Raw genomic sequence first — 17,152 nt, forward strand, 5'->3', positions numbered from 1 at the left:
TACCACCCTTAACTACTCTGGGGATACACGTGTGCCGGTGGAGTCACCGGAGGGGAAGCCGGTGCCTTGCACACGGGTAAGGGTCGGGTGAGGTCATGAGTTCCGGCGAACGCCCCCTGCAGGAGGTCGTCTTCCTGACCGTGGCAGAAGTTGCCTCGGTCATGCGGGTGTCCAAGATGACGGTGTACCGCTTGGTGCACAGTGGAGAGCTTCCGGCCATCCGGGTCGGCCGCTCCTTCCGGGTCCCCGAACAGGCGGTCCACGAGTACCTCAAGGAGTCCTACGTGCGGCTCGAGAGCGCGTAGTCGGCCACCGAGTCCACCGCCGGTTTCCCGCCTGTTGGGGGGCTCGTGGGGACACGATTACGGTGCTGGGCGCACGGAAGGTAGGCTAGGCCCTCCGTCAGTCGTATGGACTCCCGTCTCTCACGGGCGTGAGTCTCAGTGAGCGAGGGTTGTTCCGTGGGCTCTGTCATCAAGAAGCGTCGCAAGCGTATGGCCAAGAAGAAGCACCGCAAGCTTCTGAAGCGGACTCGCGTTCAGCGTCGCAACAAGAAGTAACACTGCGGTAGGCGCTTCTCCCCGCTCCGGCGGGGGTCGGCCGACCCACGGACGCGCCCAGTGCGCGCCAGGTGTGCACACCGCCCGCTCCGGCTTCGGCCGGGGCGGGCGGTGCGTTTTCCGGGGACCTCAGCCACAGCCATGGGCGCGAAGGCGGTAGGGCGCGGGTCGTTGCCTTCCGGTTTTCGCGCAGTTCCCCGCGCCCCTTGCTGTGGTTGATCGGGTGCCTCGTTGCCTCGCGGTACCGAGAATCGGGCACCGCCTCAGCGTCACTGAAACGGGTGCGCGGTACGGTGCTGGCAGGGCTTCAGCCCGATCCCGGCCGAGGAGGGTGCAGCAGCGTGGGCAAGGTCGTGCTCGTCACCGGGGTGGCCCGCCGACTCGGCGCCCGCTTCGCCGCCGGGATCAGCAACCGTCCGGGCATCGACCGGGTGATCGGCGTGGACACCCGGTCGGCGGCCGGCGCCGAACGGGCCGGGTACCGGTTCGTCCAGGTCGACCTGCGCCGCCCCGCCATCGCCCGGGTGATCGCCGAGCACGAGGTCGACACGGTGGTGCACCTCGACGTCAGCGCCAGCGGGCCGGGCGGCCGGGCCGCCGTCAAGGAACGCAATGTCATAGGGACGATGCAGCTGCTCGGCGCCTGCCAGAAGGCCCCGGGCCTGCGCCGCGTGGTGGTGAAGTCGACCACCGGCGTGTACGGCTCCGCGCCCCGCGACCCCGCCGTGTTCGGCGAGCGGATGCAGCCCAAGAACCTGCCGGACGGCGGCTTCGCCAAGGACGCCACCGAGGTCGAGGGCTACCTGCGCGGCTTCGCCCGCCGCCGCCCCGACGTCGCCGTCACCGTGCTGCGCTTCGCCAACATCATCGGCTCGGCCGGCGACACTCCGCTCGCCGAGTACTTCGCGCTGCCGGTGCTGCCGACCGTGCTCGGGCACGACCCGCGCCTGCAGTTCGTCCACGAGGACGACGCGGTCGAGGTGCTCCGGCTGGCGGCGCTGGAGCCGCGCGAGGGCACCACCAACACGGGGACGTTCAACGTCGCCGGCGACGGCGTGCTGCTGCTCTCGCAGTGCGCCCGCCGGCTCGGCCGCCCGACCGTCCCGCTGCTGCGGCCCGCGCTCGGCCTGGTCGCCGCACTGGTCCGGCAGACCCGTCTGGTGGACATCTCCCCCGAACAGATCGGGCTGCTCACCCACGGCCGGGTGGTGGACACCAGCAGGCTGCGCGAGACCTTCGGCTACCTGCCGAGGTTCACCACGGCCGAGGCGTTCGCCGACTTCGCCGCCGCCCAACCCACCGGCCTGCTGCCGACCGACCGGCTGACCGCCGTCACCGACGGGCTGGCCCGGCTGCTCGGCCCGGAGCCGAACCACCGTCCGGTACCGGCCGACCCGGCCCCCAACCACCCGTCGAGGAGCTGAGGCTGCGATGACCGCCGCGCGAGAGTACGCGTCCGAGGCCCGGGTCATCCCGATCGAGTCCGCGCCCAGCTGGCACGGCGAGCCGGAGCCGGGCGAGCCGCAGCCGGATCGGACGCTGCCGGGCGAGCCGCAGCCGGGCGGCTCGGTGGGGATCGCCGACCGGATCGCCGACGCCGTCGGCGGGGCACTGGCGGGCCGGCTCGGCTCCGCCGCCGACCGGGCCCTCGGCAAGGGCTGGGAGGACCGGGCCGCCAACGGCCTGGCCTTCCTGCGCCGCCGGATCACCGGCGACTACGAGGTGGACGAGTTCGGCTTCGACAAGGAGCTCACCGAGGAGGTCTTCCTCTCGCTGCTGCGTCCGCTGGCGGAGAAGTACTTCCGGGTCGAGGTGCGCGGCGTCGAGAACATCCCCGCCGAGGGCGGGGTGCTGATCGTCTCCAACCACTCGGGGACGATCCCGCTGGACGCCCTGATGACCCAGGTCGCCATCCACGACCACCACCCGCAGCGTCGGCACCTGCGGATGCTCGCGGCCGACCTGGTCTTCGTGCTGCCCGTCGCGGGCGAGGTCGCCCGGAAGGCCGGGCACACGCTCGCCTGCAACGAGGACGCCCAGGCGCTGCTGGAACGCGGCGAGGTGGTCGGGGTCTGGCCGGAGGGCTTCAAGGGGATCGGCAAGCCGTTCGCCGAGCGGTACAAGCTGCAGCGGTTCGGGCGTGGCGGGTTCGTGGCGTCCGCGCTCCGGGCGCAGGTGCCGATCGTGCCGTGCTCGATCGTCGGGGCCGAGGAGACCTACCCGATGATCGGCAATCTCAAGCCGCTGGCCCGCCTCCTCGGGCTGCCGTACCTGCCGATCACCCCGACCTTCCCCTGGCTCGGCCCGCTCGGCGCGCTGCCGCTGCCGACCAAGTGGACCATCCAGTTCGGCGAGCCGATCCCGACCGACAGCCACCCGAAGGAGGCCGCGGACGACCCGATGCTCGTCTTCGACCTCACCGACCAGGTGCGGGAGACGATCCAGCACACGCTGTACAAGCTGCTCATGCAGCGGAGGTCGGTGTTCTTCTGATTTTCCGCTTATGGCACCCTGTGCTCCCTGTGCACCAATTCACCAGAACCGCTCACGCGTACCACGCGTCGTACGGCTGGGCAGGCAGCGGAACCGTGGGGGCGTCATGAGCAACGAGATCTACTTCAGCAACAACCACCGCGACATGTGCGAGCAGTACGGCACCGGCGCGGGTTTCCAGTTCGAGTTCTACTGCTCGCACTGCTCGGACACCTGGCGCTCGCCGTTCGAGGTGTTCACCGCCGGGCGGGCGGCCGGCTGGGTCAACAAGGGCGTGTCGGCGGCCTGGTCCATGCTGAGCGGCAACGGAAGCACCATCACCAACGCCGCCGACGGCCTGGCCGGGGCGACCTGGGGCAAGTCCCGCGACGCGGCGTTCGAGCGCGCGATCGGCAACGCCCAGGGGCACTTCAAGCGCTGCGCCCGCTGCACCTCGTACGTCTGCGCCAAGTGCTGGAACGGCGGCCTCGGCCTCTGCCTCAGCTGCGCCCCCGACACCGCCGCCGAGGCGGAGGCCGCCCGCCAGCGCGGGGTCAACGAGATGGTCGGCCAGCGCGCCTTCGAGGCCGGGCAGAAGACCGGGAAGAGCTACGACGTCTCCGCGCCGCGCCAGTTGGTCTGCCCGCAGTGCGACCACGAGACGCACGGCGCGGCGTTCTGCGGCTCCTGCGGCTACAAGCTCGCCTCGCCCTCGGCCTGCACCTCGTGCCAGGCCGACGTGCCGGACGGGTCGGCGTTCTGCCCCAGTTGCGGGACGCGGCGCTGAGCTTTCGCGCCTCGGCAACCACCTCGGCAACCACAGCAGGGCGCGGGGAACCGCGCGCGCGACAGTGCACGTAGGTGCATGGTTGCGCGCGCAGTTCCCCGCGCCCCTCGGGTTGCCCCTTGTGGGACCACTCAGTTGAGCGTCAGCCCCGGTAGCAGGCCCGGGATCAGCGGCGGGATGGTGAAGCCCTGGCCGCCGTCCGGGGTGCTGCCCGCAGGTGCCGTCGACGGGGCCGGGGTGGCCGCCGACTTGCCGCCCGGCTGACCGGCCGCCGGGCTGGTGGACGGGCCGGTGCCGTTGCCGGTGAGCCCGTCCGTGAGGCCGTGGACGAGGCTGCCCACCCCACCGCCGTTGGCGCTGTCCGGCGCCGAACCACCCTGCCCCGTACCGGCGGTGGAGCCGCCGGTGGCGGGGGAGTCGGTCGAGCCCTGCGGCTCGCCCTGGGCCGACCCGGTACCGGTGTCGGGCGTCTGAGCCCCGGTACCCGTACCGCCGTTCGCCGCGCCGCCGTTCCTGGCGGGCGGCTGCTCCAGGTGGAGCGGGGCGACGTCCTCGCTCATGTCGCCGAAGAGCTGGTCGACCTTGCTGGCCTGGGTGGTCAGCTGCGGGGGCAGGTGCTCCTGCAGGGCGGCCCAGCGGCCGTCCTCGCCGTCGGCGAAGGTGGCCAGCTTGCGCATCGGCGTGAGCGAGCCGTTGCTGCGGTAGACCGAACGCAGCAGGTCGCGGCCCTTGATGGCCTCGGCGTGCATGTCGTCCAGCGCCTGGCGGACCTGCTCCACCGTGTCGGCGCTGAGCCCGGAGGCCGCACCGGGACCGGACCGCCCGAGCAGGCTCTGGGCCTCCTCCAGCCGGGTGGACGCCTGGTCGAGCAGCAGGGCACCACGTTCGGTGTCGTTGCCCGCCCAGTCCAGCCGGAGGCCCTCCAGGCCGCGCTTCATTCCGTAGAGAGCGTCCCCGGGCAGCGCGTTGGTGCTCGCCGCCGCCACGCCGGCGAAGCTGCCGACGGCAACTCCGGCGACCAGGCCGCCGATTGCCAACCGGCGGCCCCAACGCCTGCGCGAACCGGCCCTGGTCGCCCGGTGGCCGCGCTGCAGCGGCACCCGCGCCGCCGGGCCACCCGCCCACTCCTGCTCGAACGCGGCCATCAGCTGGGCGCGTTGAACCGTCCGGGCCTCCAAGCTCAGCTCCGGCTCGGGCAGCGCGCCGAGCGCGCCCGCCATGCTGAGCAGCTCCGCCATCGCGGCCGAACCGCTCGGTGGGCCGCTCGACGGACCGCTTTCGGGTCCGCCATCCGTCCGGTGGGCCTCCAGCGCCTCGGCGAAGGCCCTCGCCCGCCGGTGCTCCAGCACGTTTGCCGTCACGGGCCACACCTCCCTTCGTCGTTGTCGACACCCTGGCCCGCCGGACGGTTGCCTCGGTGAGCCAAAACCACACCATCGGGTGACATGGCCTGGTCCCGCTTGACCGTTGGACCGGTGGGGGTTTGCACGCTGGCCAACGAGTGGAGCCGGGCGTGGGTTACGCACGAGTGATCATGTGACCGCCCATTCACCCGCACGTGTCGGCCGGGGAAAGCCGGTGACCTGCGGTGGGACAGGTCGGATAGTGGGATCACCGTGAGTCCGGCGGCAGCAGCCGGGCGAGGGTGCGAACCGCGCGGTACTGGAGGGTCTTGATCGCGCCCTCGTTCTTGCCCATGATGCGGGCGGTCTCCGCGACCGACAGGCCCTGCAGGAAGCGGAGCGTGACGCACTCCTGCTGCTGGGGGTTGAGCCGCCGGACGGCGTCCAGCAGCGCGGCGTTGGAGAGCGACTCGAGCACCGAGTCCTCCGGGCTGCGCTCGCACTCGTTGGAGTCCAGCATCTCGCCGGTGGTGACCTCCAGCCGGAACCGGCTGGACTTGAAGTGGTCGGCCACCAGGTTGCGGGCGATCGTCACCAGCCAGGCGCCGAAGTCCCGGCCCTGCCAGGTGAAGGTGCCGATCCGGCGCAGCGCGCGCAGGAAGGTCTCGCTGGTGAGGTCCTCGGCGGTGGCCCGGCTGCCGACCCGGTAGTAGATGTACCGGTAGACGGTGTCCGAGTAGTGGTCGTAGAGCCGCCCGAACGCCTCGCTCTCGCCGTTCTGGGCCTTCTCGACCAGCTCCATGATCGGGTTGTGCTCGGTCTCGAAGCCCGGGCTCGGGGTCGTCCGGCTGCGGCTGCGGCTGCCGATCGTCCGGCTGCGGGTGCCCGGGCCGGTGGCGGCACCGGTGCCGGTGGCTGTGCCGGCGCCCGCGCTGGTGCCGCTGGTCGCGGTGGAGCGCAGGATGGCGCCACCGGCCAGCACCGGTCCGGCCAGGGCTGGTTGGGGGAGGTAGAGCTCGAACTCGCGGATCGCGGCCCACAGGCGGTCGACGCGCGTTCCGGAGCGCAGAGATGCGGGCGACGGGCGGCGGGAGGTGGCAGGCGCGTCGTTCCGGACGGGTGGGTACACGGGACTCCCAGAGGCAGAACTGTGGACGGATCACCTCCGCCTGCGCGGAGAGCACACTTCCTGACCCCCCGTCACAGGGGACGTGTGGGTGGCGTGCATCCAGGAGAGAATAACGCTTTGTGCAATGACAGCTACACCCTGTGGCCGAAGTGGTCGTTTGAGATCCGCTTGGCGTGCATATTCAGCTGGAACCGACCGGATGTGACGTCACCTGCTCCACCCAATGTGACCAGCGATGCGCACCCAGTGACAGATTTGGCAGGTGGGGCCGGGGTTTCCCGGCTCGGGTGCCTCGTAACCCCAGACTTTGCCAAGTTGTCGAACGATCGGATCCGGTCACTCGGGAACAGGTCCGTAACCACCCGCTTGCGGGTGGCCAGGATCGCCCGTACGAGGGACCGGGCCGCCGGGTGACCAGGCGGTCCGGGACGGGCTCAGGCCCGCCGGCGGCGGCGGACGGCGATCGCCGCCGCCGTGCCTCCCGCCAGCACGCCGAGCCCGGCGGCGGCCGGCAGGCCGACCTTGGCGGCCCGCCGTCCGGTCCGGAAGTCCCGTACCCGCCAGCCCATCCGCCGGGCGTGCCGCCGCAGCGCCGCGTCCGGGTTGACCACGTACGGGTGGCCGACCAGGGCGAGCATCGGGATGTCGTTCGCGGAGTCGCTGAACGCCGCGCAGTGGCTCAGCTCCAGCTGCTCGCGGCGGGCCAGCGCGCGGACCGCCGCCGCCTTGGCGTCGCCGTGCAGCAGGCCGCCGACCAGGCGGCCGGTGTAGACGCCGTCCACCGCCTCGGCGACGGTGCCGAGCGCGCCCGTCATCCCGAGCCGGCGCGCGATGATCCGGGCCGCCTCCAGCGGGGCGGCGGTGACCAGCCAGACCTGCTGGCCGGCGTCCAGGTGCAGCTGTACCAGCGCGCGGGTGCCGGGCCAGATCTTCTCCGCGATGACCTGCTCGAAGACCTCCTCGCAGATCTGCTCCACCTCGGCCGTCCGCTTGCCCGCCACCAGGCTGAGCGCCTTGTCCTTGGCGTCCGCGATGTGCGCCGGGTCCTCGGCGCCCAGCCGGAACCAGGCCTGCTGCCAGGCGAAGCGGGCGACGTCGCGCCGGGTGAAGAACTTCCGGCGGTAGAGGCCCACGCCGAGGTAGAAGATCGCGGCGCCGCGCAGGATGGTGTTGTCGCAGTCGAAGAACGCGGCGGCCTGGTGGTCCCCGGGCGTCGGGGTGTGGTCCCCGGCCGGCGCCTTCGGCACCCGGCCCGGCTTCTTCGGGGCTTCGGCGCGGGCGGGCTCGGTGCGGGGGCTCTCGGCGGGGGCGGGCTCGGCGGGGGTCTGCTCGGCGTGGGTGACCTCGGCCCGTTCCAGCTCCGCCTGCTGGAGGTCGGCCTCCGCCGCCTCGGCGGCGGCCTCGCCTGCCAAGGCGGTCCGCTCGGTGGGGGAACGCCTTGCCTGGGTGAGCCTTCTCAGCGCGGCCATGGCACCGAGCATAGCCAGCCATGGCGGTTCTCCCCATGACTGCGGCATGCAGTAGGAGTTAACAACCCGCGTCCGGGCCGTACCCCACAATGGATCGGGTGAGCCCACTGTTGCGACGTGACAAGAAGAACCCCGCCGACCGCACGGTCACCCTGGTCAGCAAGCCCGGGTGCCACCTGTGCGACGACGCCCGCGAGGTGATCGTCCGGGTGACCGGAGAGCTCGGGGCGGCGTTCGAGGAGCGGGACATCACGCAGGACGAGGAGCTGTACCGCAAGTACTGGGAGCAGATCCCGGTGACGCTGATCGACGGTAAGCAGCACGACTTCTGGCGCGTGGACGAACGCCGCCTGCGTACCGCTCTCGGCAGCTGACCCCCGCCGATCGGCGGGGGTCGTACGCCAAATCGTTGTCGCAGAACTGAAGACCGGCTCATCTGGAACCCCTTTCGTCGGCTTACGATCTAATCGCTTTGCATCCGTCGGGGGACTGGCCGGGGGCTGAAGACGTAGGAGAGCAGTCATGCTCCCGCCCAAGCGCGGCTACGCCGTGGTCGATGTCGAGGCCACCGGTCGCAGCCCCTGGCGCCACCGCGTGGTGGAGGTCGCCGTCGTGCTGCTCGACAGCCGGCTGCGGACCGAGGGTGAGTTCGCCACCCTGATAGACCCGCTCGGCCCGGTCGGGCCGACCCACGTGCACCGGATCGAGCAGCACGACGTGGTCGGCGCCCCCCGCTTCCGCGAGGTGGCGCCGCAGCTGCTGGAGCGGCTGGCGGGCCGGGTCCTGGTCGGCCACCACGTGAGCTGCGACCAGGCGTTCCTGGAGCGCGAGTTCGCCCGGATCGGCGTGCCGCTGCCGCCCGTCCCGCTGATCTGCACCATGCGCCTGGCGCGCGGCCACCTCCCGGAGGCCGGCGGCTACGGCCTGGCGGCCTGCGTGGCGGCGGCCGGTCTCGGCCGGTATCCGGCGCACACCGCGCTCGGCGACGCCCGGGCCACCGCCGACCTGTTGCGGCACTGCGTCCGGATCTGCTCCCGCCCGCCCGCCCGCCCACTGGGCCGGTCCGTTGCGCGAGGCGGCGGGTGTGCCGTGGCCGAGGGTCGGGCGGGCCATGGCGCGCCGCCCGGTGGCGCCAGTGCCGCTGATCCGCCGCGAGGCGCTGTCCGGGCCGTGGCCGCCGGGCGACGCCGCAGGTCCCGCGTCGACTCCCGTACCGACTCCCGCACCGGGCCTCGCGGTGGGTCTCCTGCCCGGTCTCCGGCCCGGCCTCCCGCCGGGGTGCATACCCGGTCCCGCACTGGAGAGCGAGTGATGCGCATCACTGTGCGGGGACAAATCGGACACCATCTTTGTGCACACGTTCACAAACGCATAGCCTGGCTGCCAAAGCCCAGCTTCACCCACAGGAGCACCGTGGCAATCGGCCGATCACCACAGAGCAGTTCGCAGACGCCCGACCAGGGCGCCGCGCGCCGACCCTCGCGCGCCCGGGGCATCCCGGAGGCGACTGTCGCCCGCCTCCCGCTGTACCTGCGGGCGCTCACCGCTCTCTCCGAGCGCTCGGTACCCACGGTCTCCTCCGAGGAGCTCGCGGCCGCCGCCGGGGTCAACTCGGCGAAGCTGCGCAAGGACTTCTCGTACCTCGGCTCGTACGGCACCCGTGGTGTCGGTTACGACGTCGAGTACCTCGTCTACCAGATCTCCCGCGAGCTCGGCCTCACCCAGGACTGGCCGGTCGTCATCGTCGGCATCGGGAACCTGGGTCACGCCCTGGCCAACTACGGTGGGTTCGCCTCCCGCGGCTTCCGGGTCGCCGCCCTGCTGGACGCCGACCCGAGCGTGGTCGGCAGCAGCGCGGCCGGACTGCCCGTCCGGCACATGGACGAGCTGGAGACGATCGTGGAGACCCAGCACGTCTCCATCGGCGTCATCACCACCCCGCCCGGCGCCGCCCAGCAGGTCTGCGACCGCCTGGTGGAGGCCGGTGTGACCAGCATCCTGAACTTCGCGCCGACCGTGCTGACCGTCCCGGACGGCGTGGACGTGCGCAAGGTCGACCTCTCCATAGAGCTGCAGATCCTGGCCTTCCACGAGCAGCGCAAGGCGGGCGAGGAGCCCGACCGGGGCGACTCCGTGCTCGACCGGGCCCCGGGCCCGGTGCGCGCGGCCGCCGCCAAGCTCCGCCGGGCGGCCGGCGCCGCGACGGCCGCCAAGGCCGAGCCGGTGGCGAAGGGCGGCAAGGGCGGCAAGCCGCCCAAGGGCCCGGACGGCGAACTCTCCGCGGTGGTGCCGGCGTGAGCAGCGATCTGACCTGTACGAACAAGGGGCGGGCATGAGTTTTCTCGTCGTTGGGCTGAGCCACCGGACCGCCCCCGTGGGCGTGCTGGAGCGCGCCGCGCTGACCGGTGACGTCCCGACCAGGCTGCTGCACGACGCCGCCGCCTCGGCGACGGTCGGCGAGGCGGCGCTCGTCAACACCTGCAACCGCATCGAGCTGTACGCGGACGTGGACAAGTTCCACGCCGGGGTCGCCGAACTCTCCCTGCTGCTCGCCCACCACAGCGGCGTGGACCTGGAGGAGCTCACCTCCCACCTGTACGTCCACTACGAGGACCGGGCCGTCCACCACCTCTTCTCGGTGGCCTGCGGCCTGGACTCGATGGTCGTCGGCGAGGGCCAGATCCTCGGCCAGCTGCGCGACGCGCTGGCCATGGCGCAGGAGGAGCACACCGCCGGGCGCGGCCTCAACGAGCTGTTCCAGCAGGCCCTGCGGGTCGGCAAGCGGGCGCACAGCGAGACCGGCATCGACAAGGCCGGGCAGTCGCTGGTCACCTTCGGCCTGGAGCAGATCGCGCTGGGCGCGGGCGAGATCGTGGGCAAGCGGGCCCTGGTGGTCGGCGCGGGCTCGATGAGCTCGCTGGCCGCCGCCACGCTGGTCCGCGCCGGTGTCACCGACCTGCTGATCGCCAACCGCACCGCCGAGCGCGCCGAGCGGCTGGCGGCCAACCTGGGCGCCCGTACGGTCGACTTCGCCGAGGTGCCGCAGGCGCTCGCCGAGGTCGACCTGGTGATCTCCTGCACCGGTGCCGCCGGGGTGGTGATCCCGGCCGACGTGGTCGCGGCTGCGGTGGCCGCTCGTACAGCGGAAACGCCGCTCGCCTTCCTCGACCTGGCCATGCCGCGCGACGTGGACCACGACGTGCACGAGCTGCCCGGCGCCCTGCTGGTCGACCTGGAGAGCCTCTCGCAGGCGCACGCCGCCACGCCCGGCGCCGGGGACGTGGACGCCGTCACCGGCATCGTCGCCGACGAGGTCACCGCCTTCGGCGCGGCCCAGCGGGCCGCCCGGATCGCGCCCACCGTGGTCGCCCTGCGCGCGATGGCCTCCGAGGTGGTCCTCGGCGAACTCGGCCGGCTGAACACCAGGCTGCCCGACCTGGACGAGCGCACCCGCGCCGAGGTCTCGCAGACCGTCCGCCGGGTCGTCGACAAACTGCTGCACGCGCCCACCGTCCGGGTGAAGCAGCTCGCCGCCGAGCCCGGCGGTGCCTCCTACGCCGACGCGCTGCGCGAGCTGTTCGACCTGGATCCGGCGGCGGTGCAGGCTGTCTCCGGCACTCCCGTCGGCAGCACCCCCGCAGCCGGCGCACCGGTCGGCAGTACGCCGATCGGGGCGCAGGCCGGCGCCGGCGGCACCCTCGCCGGCGGAGGCCCCAGATGAACCACCAGCCACCCCACGAGCACGACCGGGACGATCACCTCATGAATGGTCAAGAGTCAGCGGCACCGCTCCGACTCGGCACCCGCCGCAGCGCCCTCGCCATGGCCCAGTCGGGCATGGTGGCCAGGGACGTCACCCGGGTCACCGGACGGGCCGTCGAGCTGGTGGAGATCACCACCTACGGCGACACCTCCCGCGAGGCCCTCGCCCAGATCGGCGGCACCGGAGTCTTCGTCTCGGCGCTGCGCGACGCGCTGCTGGACGGCCGGATCGACTTCGCCGTGCACTCGCTCAAGGACCTCCCCACCGCCACACCCGAGGGCCTGCTGCTCGCGGCCGTCCCGGAGCGCGAGGACCCGCGCGACGCGCTGGTCGCCCGCGACGGGCTCGGCCTCGGCGAACTGGTCGAGAAGCTGGCCGGGCGCACCGCCCGGATCGGCACCGGCTCCCCGCGCCGGATGGCCCAGCTCAACGCCTGGGCGCGCGCCCGGGGCGCGGCGCTGGAGACCGTGGCGATCCGGGGCAACGTCGACACCCGGATCGGGTTCGTCCACTCGGGCGAGCTGGACGCCGTGGTGCTGGCCACCGCCGGGCTCAACCGGCTCGGCCGCAGCGCCGAGATCACCGAGCACCTCGACGCCGAGCTGATGCTCCCGGCCCCCGGCCAGGGCGCGCTCGCCATCGAGTGTGTCGACCCCGTCCTCGCCGCCGCCCTCGGCGCCCTGGACCACGCCCCGACCCGCGCCGCCGTCGTCGCGGAACGGGCCCTGCTGGCCACCCTGGAGGCCGGCTGCTCGGCCCCCGTCGCCGCCCTCGCCAAGTGGGCCGGCGCCGAAATGTGGCTGGAAGGCGTGGTCGGCACCGTCGACGGCGCCACACTGCTGAAGATGACCGCCAACGGTCCGCTCGTACTCGACGAGACGGTCGAACGGCAGGCGACGGCTCTCGGCCGCGCCCTCGCCGTCCGGCTGCTCGACGGTGGAGCGGCCACTCTGATGGGGGAGCGAGCCTGATGAGCGCCGCCGCCGCCTTGTCCACCGGTCCGGCCTCCCCGGTCGGCCGCTGCACCTTCCTGGGCGCGGGCCCGGGTGACCCCGGGCTGCTCACCCTGCGCGCGGTCGACGTGCTGGCCTCGGCCGACGTCCTGATCGCCGACCCGCTGACCGCCGCCGCCGTGCGCACCCACTGCCCGGTGGGCGTCCAGGTGCACCACCCGGCCGACGACTGCGACCTCGACGTGGCCAAGGTCGTCGCCGAGGCCGTCCGGGCGGGCAAGCACGTGGTCCGTACCGTCGACGGCGACCCGGGCCTCGACGGCTGCGCCGCCGAGGAGATGCTGGTCTGCGCGCAGTCCGCGATCTCGTTCGAGGTCATCCCCGGCGTCGCCCAGTCCGTCGGCGTCCCGGCGTACGCGGGTGTGCCGCTGCGCGGCCGCCGGGGCGCGGACGTCCGCTTCGTCGACGGCGCCGCCCTGCTGGCCGGTGTCCTGGTCGACCTCGGCGCCCCCGAGACCACCCTGGTGGTCCGGACCACGCTCGGTCAGCTGCCCGCGACCGTCAACGCGCTGGTCGCCCACGGCCGCAAGCCCGACGCCGCGCTCTGCGCGACGCTCTCCGGCACCACCACCCGCCAGCGCACCTTCACGGCCACGCTGGCGACCATAGCGGCCGACCTGAAGGCGGCCCGCGTGCTGCCCTCGCCGGTCTCGGCCCCCGTCGACCCGGCGACCTCGGTCATAGCCGTCGTCGGGGAGCAGGTCGCGCACCGTTCCTCGCACTCCTGGTTCGAGACCAAGCCGCTGTTCGGCTGGAACGTCCTGGTGCCGCGCACCAAGGAGCAGGCGCACGGCCTCTCCGACCAGCTGCGCTCGTACGGCGCGGTGCCGCAGGAGGTGCCCACCATCGCCGTGGAGCCGCCGCGCACCCCGCAGCAGATGGAGCGCGCCATCAAGGGCCTGGTCACGGGCCGCTACGAGTGGATCGCCTTCACCTCGGTGAACGCGGTGCGCGCCGTCCGCGAGAAGTTCGAGGAGTACGGGCTCGACGCCCGCGCCTTCGCCGGCATCAAGGTCGCGGCGGTCGGCGAGACCACCGCGCAGGCGCTGGTCGACTTCGGCGTGAAGCCCGACCTGGTGCCCTCGGGCGAGCAGTCCGCCGCCGGTCTGCTGGAGGACTGGCCGCCGTACGACCCGGTCTTCGACCCGATCGACCGCGTCCTGCTGCCGCGCGCCGACATCGCCACCGAGACCCTGGTGGCGGGCCTGGTCGACCTCGGCTGGGAGGTGGACGACGTGACGGCCTACCGCACCGTCCGCGCCTCGCCGCCGCCGGCCGAGACCCGCGAGGCGATCAAGGGCGGCGGCTTCGACGCCGTGCTCTTCACCTCCTCGTCCACCGTGCGGAACCTGGTCGGCATCGCCGGCAAGCCGCACAACGTGACGATCATCGCCTGCATCGGCCCGGCCACCGCCAAGACCGCCGAGGAACACGGCCTGCGGGTCGACGTGATGGCCCCGGCGCCGTCGGCGGCCGCGCTGGCGCAGGCCCTGGCAGAATTCGGCGGGTGCCGCCGCGATGCCGCCGTTGCGGCGGGCGAGCCGGTCTACCGCCCCAGCGAACGCCGGCCCGGCTCCCGCCGCAAGGCTCGCTGAGAGTTCTGTGGGTAACCAGTCAGGACCGGGTACCCACAGGGGCGCGGGGAACTGCGCGACCAGGGCACGACGTACGTGCACGGTTGCGCGCGCAGTTCCCCGCGCCCCTGAGGTGGTTGCCCAAGTGCGTACAGTTCGGCTGCGCCCCTGAGGTGGTTGCCCTGAGCGGTCACATTCGGGCCCCTGTTTTGGTTGGCCAAGTGCATACAGTTCCCCCTTCGTTCGGAGAGAGAAGCCGTGTCCGCTGAATTCCCGTACGTGCGCCCGCGCCGCCTGCGCTCGACCCCGGCGATGCGCCGGCTGGTCGCGGAGACCAGGCTGCACCCGGCCGAGTTGATCCTGCCAGCGTTCATCCGCGAGGGCATCGCCGAGCCGCGCCCGATCACCTCGATGCCGGGCGTTGTCCAGCACACTCGCGACACCCTGCGGAAGGCCGCCGTGGAGGCCGCCGAGGCGGGTCTGGGCGGCATCATGCTGTTCGGCGTCCCCGAGGTGCAGGACGCGATCGGCAGCGAGGGCACCAACCCGGACGGCATCCTGCAGGTGGCGATCCGCGACGTGGTCTCCGAGGTGGGTGACGCGCTGGTGGTGATGTCCGACCTCTGCCTGGACGAGTACACCGACCACGGCCACTGCGGCGTGCTCGCCGAGGACGGCAGTGTCGACAACGACGCGACCCTGGAGCGGTACCGGGAGATGGCCGTCGTCCAGGCCGAGGCGGGTGTCCACCTGGTCGGCCCGTCCGGGATGATGGACGGTCAGATCGGCGTGATCCGGCGGGCGTTGGACGAGGCCGGCTACCAGGACACCGGCATCCTCGCCTATACCGCGAAGTACGCCTCCGCCTTCTTCGGCCCGTTCCGCGAGGCGGTCGGCTCCTCGCTGAAGGGCGACCGCAAGTCGTACCAGCAGGACCCGGCCAACGCCCGCGAGTCGCTGCGCGAGCTGGAGCAGGACCTCGCGGAGGGTGCCGACCTGGTGATGGTCAAGCCCGCGATGGCGTACCTGGACATCCTGCGGCAGGTCGCCGACGCCTCGCCGGTGCCGGTCGCCGCGTACCAGGTCTCCGGCGAGTACTCGATGGTCGAGGCCGCCGCCGCCAACGGCTGGGTGGACCGCGAGCGGCTCATCATGGAGACGCTCACCTCGATCCGCCGGGCCGGCGCCGACCAGATCCTCACCTACTGGGCGGTCGAGGCCGCGCGGCTCCTCAAGTAACGCCGCCGCCGGGGAAGTTCCTCGTATCAGCTGGTTACCCGTACGGCCGAGGCCGGACCGCTGCTCGCGCAGGGGTCCGGCCTCGACTGCTGTCCGCGTCCGCGTCCGCGTCAGCGGATGTGGATGACGCCCTCCTCGCCGCCGCCGATCGCGGTGCTGCTCGCCCAGCCCCCCTGCGCGGCGGCGACGAAGATGTCGTCGGTCTTCGCCCAGCCGTGCTGCCCGCCCGCCACGAAGGGGTCCTCGGCGGTGGCGAAGAAGCCGCCGCCGCCGCCCGCGTCGACGTGCGCGTAGGCGGGGGCCGAGACGCCGGCCACCGCGAGTGCGCCGGCCGTGACCAGCAGGGCCTTGCCCAGCTTGCTCTTCATGAGTTCTGTCCTCTCTGGGGCAGTGGGCCGTCGGCGCCCTGCGGACAGCGCCGACGGACTGCGTGTCAGGTTGTCACTGAACGTGATCACATGGTGTCGTTCCGCGAGACCCAGCGCGCGTCGCGCTGACCGTCTGTCACCCGGACGCACCGCAGTCGAACGGGTTCCCTCGGTGCGGCCGATCCGCTGAACTCGCAGAAAAAACCGCCGGGTTCGGGGGAACGAGCTCCCCCCGAACCCGGCGGCCCAGGCACTGCGGGCTGATCAGCCGATCAGGTGGCTGACGCCACCGTCGCCCGAGCCCACGGTGTTCTGGCCGACGACGCAGGTCTGCTCCGGGTTGTTGTTGAGGACCTTGGCCTCGACCGGCACCACGACACCGATGAGCGCGCCGACCCCGATGTTGTGGATCTCCGGCAGGCAGAGGTTCGGGTTGTCGAGGGTGTGGAAGTTCGGGCTGTGGGCGCCCTGGGTGCCGGTGGCGTTGGTGCCGCCGTTGCCCTGGAGGGAGGTGGCCGACCCGTCCGAGTCGCCGATCGCCATCGCGGGGGCAGCGGCCATGGCCAGGCCGACAGCGGCGACGCCCAGGGCGGAGAAAGCCTTCTTGATCATTGTTCTGGTTCCTTTTCGGATCTGATGTGAGTGAGTGGAGCGGGAATGGCCGGCGGAATCAGCTGAACTGGCGGTCCAGTCGACTCGGGCGGAGCTGTTGGTACGGAAACCGCCGGGAACAGCGGTGGTTCGGTGGCGGGAGATCAGCCGACCAGGTGGGACACGCCGCCGTCGCCACTGGAGCTGGTGCTCTGGCCGACGACGCACGTCTGCTTCGGCTGGTTGTTGAGCGCCTGGACCTCGACCGGCACCGCGACACCGAGCACGGCCACCCCGATGTTGTGGATCTCGGGGAAGCAGATGTTCGGGTTGTCGAGGAAGTGGAAGTTCGGGCTGTGGTTGCCCCAGGTGCCGGTCGCGTTGGTGCCGCCGTTGCCCTGGATCGAGCCCGCCGTGCCGTCCGCGTTGCCGATCGCGGCGGCCGGAGTCGCTGCGGCGGCCACCGCGGCGGCAACCAGACCGACGGTCGCGAAAGTCTTCTTGAGCATGGGGGAGAAACCTCTCTGAAATTCCGGCGGAAGCCGTCTCGTCGGGTCCGGACTGTGTTTCGTTACAACGCGTTCAACGAGATGACCAGGTCTGCGGTTGCTAGCCCGTCGGGGCGGATTTCCGAATGCGGCCGAAGCTTGAAGATCAAGGGCACCAGTCGATCCTTCATCCGATCCTGCCGCCGTCGTGGCTGCGACATTTAGATCAAAGAACGACGGCCGGGAAAGTTACGCGGATTCTTCGAGAATTCGTCGCGGATCACCGCAGACCCGGCGTGCCGATCGGATTATTAGGCCGAACTGGTTAATGGGTGCCATCCGGGCCGGTCTGGATC

The 17,152-nt window shown here is 72.1% G+C and carries 17 protein-coding genes and 1 pseudogene; 12 read left to right on the forward strand and 6 right to left on the reverse strand.

What is annotated here, in order from left to right; all coding sequences use genetic code 11:
• The first annotated feature begins 95 nt into the window (after nt 1–95).
• The 5 genes from P3T29_RS11960 to P3T29_RS11980 all read left to right on the forward strand — a co-directional run bounded on the left by P3T29_RS11960 (nt 96) and on the right by P3T29_RS11980 (nt 3,819).
• Nucleotides 96–305, forward strand: coding sequence for a helix-turn-helix domain-containing protein (locus P3T29_RS11960; protein ID WP_280696416.1), 210 nt, complete (start codon nt 96–98; stop codon nt 303–305).
• Between the two features lie 156 nt (nt 306–461).
• Nucleotides 462–560 (forward strand): AURKAIP1/COX24 domain-containing protein, encoded by a 99-nt coding sequence (locus P3T29_RS11965; protein WP_003948845.1) that lies wholly within the window; start codon nt 462–464, stop codon nt 558–560.
• A 341-nt stretch (nt 561–901) separates the two neighbouring features.
• Nucleotides 902–1,984, forward strand: a complete 1,083-nt coding sequence (locus P3T29_RS11970; protein ID WP_280716335.1) for an NAD-dependent epimerase/dehydratase family protein — start codon at nt 902–904, stop codon at nt 1,982–1,984.
• A 7-nt stretch (nt 1,985–1,991) separates the two neighbouring features.
• Entirely contained in the window at nt 1,992–3,053 is a 1,062-nt protein-coding gene (locus tag P3T29_RS11975) for a lysophospholipid acyltransferase family protein (RefSeq protein WP_280716336.1), read from the forward strand.
• A gap of 106 nt (nt 3,054–3,159) precedes the next feature.
• Nucleotides 3,160–3,819, forward strand: coding sequence for a zinc ribbon domain-containing protein (locus P3T29_RS11980; protein WP_280716337.1), 660 nt, complete (start codon nt 3,160–3,162; stop codon nt 3,817–3,819).
• A gap of 131 nt (nt 3,820–3,950) precedes the next feature.
• Here P3T29_RS11980 and P3T29_RS11985 read toward each other — a convergent pair whose 3' ends face one another.
• The 3 genes from P3T29_RS11985 to P3T29_RS11995 form a co-directional block, all read right to left on the reverse strand.
• On the reverse strand, nt 3,951–5,180 hold the full coding sequence (locus P3T29_RS11985) for a DUF5667 domain-containing protein (RefSeq protein ID WP_280716338.1): 1,230 nt from the start codon (nt 5,178–5,180) through the stop codon (nt 3,951–3,953).
• 250 nt (nt 5,181–5,430) lie between these two features.
• On the reverse strand, nt 5,431–6,291 hold the full coding sequence (locus P3T29_RS11990) for an ECF subfamily RNA polymerase sigma factor, BldN family (RefSeq protein WP_280716339.1): 861 nt from the start codon (nt 6,289–6,291) through the stop codon (nt 5,431–5,433).
• 434 nt (nt 6,292–6,725) lie between these two features.
• A complete protein-coding gene (locus tag P3T29_RS11995) occupies nt 6,726–7,760 on the reverse strand; it encodes an HAD-IB family hydrolase (RefSeq protein ID WP_280716340.1) in 1,035 nt (344 codons plus the stop codon).
• 89 nt (nt 7,761–7,849) lie between these two features.
• Between P3T29_RS11995 and P3T29_RS12000 the strand changes: the two genes are divergently transcribed.
• The 7 genes and pseudogenes from P3T29_RS12000 (at nt 7,850) to hemB (ending at nt 15,349) form a co-directional block, all read left to right on the forward strand.
• Entirely contained in the window at nt 7,850–8,134 is a 285-nt protein-coding gene (locus P3T29_RS12000; RefSeq protein WP_280716341.1) for a glutaredoxin family protein, read from the forward strand.
• A 148-nt stretch (nt 8,135–8,282) separates the two neighbouring features.
• A pseudogene (locus P3T29_RS12005) lies at nt 8,283–8,711 on the forward strand (3'-5' exonuclease); the annotation flags it as partial.
• Between the two features lie 462 nt (nt 8,712–9,173).
• Nucleotides 9,174–10,058: a redox-sensing transcriptional repressor Rex gene (locus P3T29_RS12010; RefSeq protein ID WP_280716371.1), complete on the forward strand. Its 885-nt coding sequence runs from the start codon at nt 9,174–9,176 to the stop codon at nt 10,056–10,058.
• Nucleotides 10,059–10,092: 34 nt separating this feature from the next.
• On the forward strand, nt 10,093–11,481 hold the full coding sequence (locus P3T29_RS12015; protein WP_280716342.1) for a glutamyl-tRNA reductase: 1,389 nt from the start codon (nt 10,093–10,095) through the stop codon (nt 11,479–11,481).
• Between the two features lie 41 nt (nt 11,482–11,522).
• Nucleotides 11,523–12,494, forward strand: a complete 972-nt coding sequence (hemC, locus tag P3T29_RS12020; RefSeq protein WP_280716343.1) for a hydroxymethylbilane synthase — start codon at nt 11,523–11,525, stop codon at nt 12,492–12,494.
• Nucleotides 12,494–14,131, forward strand: coding sequence for a bifunctional uroporphyrinogen-III C-methyltransferase/uroporphyrinogen-III synthase (locus tag P3T29_RS12025; RefSeq protein WP_280716344.1), 1,638 nt, complete (start codon nt 12,494–12,496; stop codon nt 14,129–14,131). The genes hemC and P3T29_RS12025 overlap by 1 nt, the downstream gene beginning before the upstream one ends.
• A 237-nt stretch (nt 14,132–14,368) precedes the next feature.
• A complete protein-coding gene (gene hemB / locus P3T29_RS12030) occupies nt 14,369–15,349 on the forward strand; it encodes a porphobilinogen synthase (protein WP_280716345.1) in 981 nt (326 codons plus the stop codon).
• A gap of 110 nt (nt 15,350–15,459) precedes the next feature.
• Here the strand turns inward: hemB and P3T29_RS12035 are convergent, their stop codons facing one another.
• The 3 genes from P3T29_RS12035 to P3T29_RS12045 form a co-directional block, all read right to left on the reverse strand.
• On the reverse strand, nt 15,460–15,717 hold the full coding sequence (locus P3T29_RS12035; RefSeq protein ID WP_280716346.1) for a hypothetical protein: 258 nt from the start codon (nt 15,715–15,717) through the stop codon (nt 15,460–15,462).
• 264 nt (nt 15,718–15,981) lie between these two features.
• Nucleotides 15,982–16,329, reverse strand: coding sequence for a rodlet layer protein (locus P3T29_RS12040; protein WP_280716347.1), 348 nt, complete (start codon nt 16,327–16,329; stop codon nt 15,982–15,984).
• A 143-nt stretch (nt 16,330–16,472) separates the two neighbouring features.
• Nucleotides 16,473–16,817, reverse strand: coding sequence for a rodlet layer protein (locus P3T29_RS12045; protein ID WP_280716348.1), 345 nt, complete (start codon nt 16,815–16,817; stop codon nt 16,473–16,475).
• Between the last annotated feature and the right edge of the window lie 335 nt (nt 16,818–17,152).

The organism is Kitasatospora sp. MAP5-34 (genome assembly GCF_029894335.1).
In the GTDB taxonomy this organism is placed as follows: Bacteria; Actinomycetota; Actinomycetes; order Streptomycetales; family Streptomycetaceae; genus Kitasatospora.

Excerpts from the sequence above, each read along its gene's own strand:
- P3T29_RS12000 (WP_280716341.1), top strand. The coding sequence starts at position 7,850 with ATGGATCGGGTGAGCCCACTGTTGCGACGTGACAAGAAGAACCCCGCC.
- P3T29_RS12025 (WP_280716344.1), top strand. The coding sequence starts at position 12,494 with ATGAGCGCCGCCGCCGCCTTGTCCACCGGTCCGGCCTCCCCGGTCGGC.
- P3T29_RS11975 (WP_280716336.1), top strand. The coding sequence starts at position 1,992 with ATGACCGCCGCGCGAGAGTACGCGTCCGAGGCCCGGGTCATCCCGATC.
- P3T29_RS11995 (WP_280716340.1), bottom strand. The coding sequence starts at position 7,760 with ATGGCCGCGCTGAGAAGGCTCACCCAGGCAAGGCGTTCCCCCACCGAG.
- hemC (WP_280716343.1), top strand. The coding sequence starts at position 11,523 with ATGAATGGTCAAGAGTCAGCGGCACCGCTCCGACTCGGCACCCGCCGC.
- P3T29_RS12015 (WP_280716342.1), top strand. The coding sequence starts at position 10,093 with ATGAGTTTTCTCGTCGTTGGGCTGAGCCACCGGACCGCCCCCGTGGGC.
- P3T29_RS12035 (WP_280716346.1), bottom strand. The coding sequence starts at position 15,717 with ATGAAGAGCAAGCTGGGCAAGGCCCTGCTGGTCACGGCCGGCGCACTC.
- P3T29_RS12040 (WP_280716347.1), bottom strand. The coding sequence starts at position 16,329 with ATGATCAAGAAGGCTTTCTCCGCCCTGGGCGTCGCCGCTGTCGGCCTG.
- P3T29_RS11960 (WP_280696416.1), top strand. The coding sequence starts at position 96 with ATGAGTTCCGGCGAACGCCCCCTGCAGGAGGTCGTCTTCCTGACCGTG.
- P3T29_RS11980 (WP_280716337.1), top strand. The coding sequence starts at position 3,160 with ATGAGCAACGAGATCTACTTCAGCAACAACCACCGCGACATGTGCGAG.
- P3T29_RS12045 (WP_280716348.1), bottom strand. The coding sequence starts at position 16,817 with ATGCTCAAGAAGACTTTCGCGACCGTCGGTCTGGTTGCCGCCGCGGTG.